We start from the raw sequence: 2,491 nt of genomic DNA on the forward strand, positions 1-2,491 counted from the left end.
CACCCGTTCGACACCGCATGGCCGATCGACCATGGCTCGTTTGTTCCATGCACCCGGAACATTGTGTCACGGCCGTCCTGATAGAGATAAAGGGCTGCCGCACCAAGCGGGTTGAGCGGTCCGCCCGGCACGCCGTCGGCATACTGGATCAGACGGGGCTTGCGTTGCATCATGTCGACGGTAGGTTTCCAAGATGGCCACTCCGCCTTGTGGCCGATTGTGGCCTCGCCTTTGAAACTCAGTCCTTCCTGCCCGACCGCGACACCATAACGCGTCGCGCGGCCGTATCCCTCGACATAGTAAAGGTAACGTTCCGATGTGTTGACGACGATAGTTCCTGGCGGTTCGCTTCCATCGTAGGCGACCTCTTGACGCCGGTAACGGGGATTTTGATCGGGATCGCCTGCGAAGGCGGAACGCAGGCTCCAGTCCTCTGACCTATTGCACCCGGAAATCATCAAAGCAAGACTGCCCAACACAAGTCCCCGGCGTGTAACGTGGTGTTTGTCCATTTTCCCCTACCAAGCGATATAAGTCTGTATTCGTGATTCCTAATTAACATTGCAATGCTTTCTGTCCAAGRCTCTCCCCTTTGCGGAGAGCGTCGGCCGCGAATTATCCCGAAATAATCGAGAGCACCGCGTTGTGTTAACAACTATAAAATGTATAAGATCGAAGGGGACTACTATTGCAGAATGCGACGCCGTTTTCTGTGCCAACGGAATTTCCTGCAAACGTTTGACTCTGATCGATTATCAGCATGTGAAAAAGGAAGGATATGATGAAGCTGGGCCTTGAGGGAAAAGCCGCCATCGTTACCGGCGGAGGTTGTGGTATAGGCGCCGCTGTGTCTCAGCAACTCGCGGATGAGGGCGCTGAGGTTGTTGTTGCCGATCTGAATGCGGAAGCCGCGAACAGCATCGCAGACGCGATCTGTTCGCATGGAGGCCAGGCCCACGCGTTTGCCGTTGATGTCAGCGATGCACAAGCTGTGGAGACGTTGGTCGCATTCACCGTCGAGACATGCGGCGGCCTGCATCTGGCGGTCAACAATGCCGGGGTCGACGGGCCTCGAAAAGCGACGGCAGATTACCCACTCGACAACTGGCACACGTTGATGAACGTCAATCTCAACGGAGTTTTTTACTGTATGAAATACGAGATCGGCGCCATGCTGAGACGGGGCGGAGGCGCTATCGTCAATGTCTCTTCCGTTCTCGGCTCTGTCGGATTGCCGACGACACCGGCATACACAGCGGCGAAACACGGAGTTGTTGGACTCACGAAGGTGGCCGCGATCGAGTATGCGAGAATGGGTATCCGCATCAATGCAGTCGGGCCAGGCTGGATCGAAACGCCGCTTTTATCGGAGCATTTGGAAGTCGCCAGCACTCGACGCATGGCAGCGCTTCAGCCAATGGGCAGGCTCGGGAAGCCGAAAGAGGTGGCCGCTCTTGTGTGTTTCCTCTTGTCCGAACAGGCCAGTTTTATCACTGGAAGCTGCCATTTGGTCGACGGAGCCTATACCGCCCACTAGTTGTTTGCTATCGGCATTTGATGGTGCGCTGCTCTCTTTGTAGTGAACCGCCGGCGGAAAACTTTTGGGATGATCGGCCCACTCGTGACTCCCGGTGCAGTGAGGATCTTGTGGCCACCTGGCTTTCATAGTCCTTAATATTCAGAGGGCCGTGCGGTCTTCTCCGAGGCCGTTCACCAGCAATTACTCCGTATGGATGTGGCCGTCCTATATGTTGCAGCGGCGGCAGATTTTCTGCAAGACCGAGTGCTGGTCACACGTCAGTGTGTTCAACGTCCTTGGCAGCGAATTGGAGAATGACCAGCGGGTCGTTCGTGCGCTCGCTTGCCAGAACTTTACCTCAAGCAAACATGACGATGCAGCAACGTTTTCAACGCCATAGGGTGCGAGCACGACGGTACTCAGGATTGTATCTTGATTGAGGATTGACAAAACAAAATTCTCAGCTGTAGGCGATTGCCGGCAAGGAGCACCGTCTTTTCACGTCGAGAAATCAACCTTTGGTGTGGTTATTTTTGATAATATAATTATAAGTTGTTACTTGCCGCGATGCGCCCATGGGTCCACAATTTAACCCTATAGCTTATACCGGAGGTAGCATTGTCCGCCAGCCATCTGCGAGCGCATTCAGCGGCCGCTGCTGGATCGGAGCTTTAATTGCACGAGGAGACAAGCATGGCATTGCCTGCGGGGAGCGGGTGATCTTAAGCGGGGTTGGCAACATCATGCACGCGAATTTCCTTGTTTCGCTGACCGCTCAGTGAATGCTACGCTGCGCTTTGTCGAAAACGGGCCCACGGTGAGTGGAGTGCCCCCCATTTCGCCGGACAGATCAGCTATTGAGACAATGCTTTGATGAACTCCCTTGGGGAGGCCATTTTCAGCGCTGAGTGTGGGTGGATTTCATTATAGTCTTCGATCCATCCGTCGATCTTCCGGAGGGCTGTTGCGGCG

Annotated in this window: 3 protein-coding genes; 1 reads left to right on the forward strand and 2 read right to left on the reverse strand. The window is 54.7% G+C overall.

The features are described from left to right. Nucleotides 1-512 (reverse strand): L,D-transpeptidase (locus AC1D35_RS35595; RefSeq protein WP_477942665.1); only part of this gene is annotated, 512 nt, incomplete at its 3' end. Nucleotides 513-781: 269 nt separating this feature from the next. On the opposite strand from AC1D35_RS35595, the gene AC1D35_RS35600 reads away from it, so the two are divergent. Beyond that, nucleotides 782-1,537, forward strand: coding sequence for an SDR family NAD(P)-dependent oxidoreductase (locus tag AC1D35_RS35600; RefSeq protein WP_446983823.1), 756 nt, complete (start codon nt 782-784; stop codon nt 1,535-1,537). An 836-nt stretch (nt 1,538-2,373) separates the two neighbouring features. On the opposite strand, the gene AC1D35_RS35605 is transcribed toward AC1D35_RS35600, so the two are convergent. Then, on the reverse strand, nt 2,374-2,491 hold a 118-nt coding region (locus AC1D35_RS35605; protein WP_477835395.1), incomplete at its 5' end, for an integrase core domain-containing protein.

This window comes from Rhizobium sp. P1_E6 (genome assembly GCF_056405875.1).

Bases quoted from the DNA above. Each gene is read 5' to 3' on its own strand.
- AC1D35_RS35600 (WP_446983823.1), top strand. From the start codon at position 782: ATGAAGCTGGGCCTTGAGGGAAAAGCCGCCATCGTTACCGGCGGAGGT.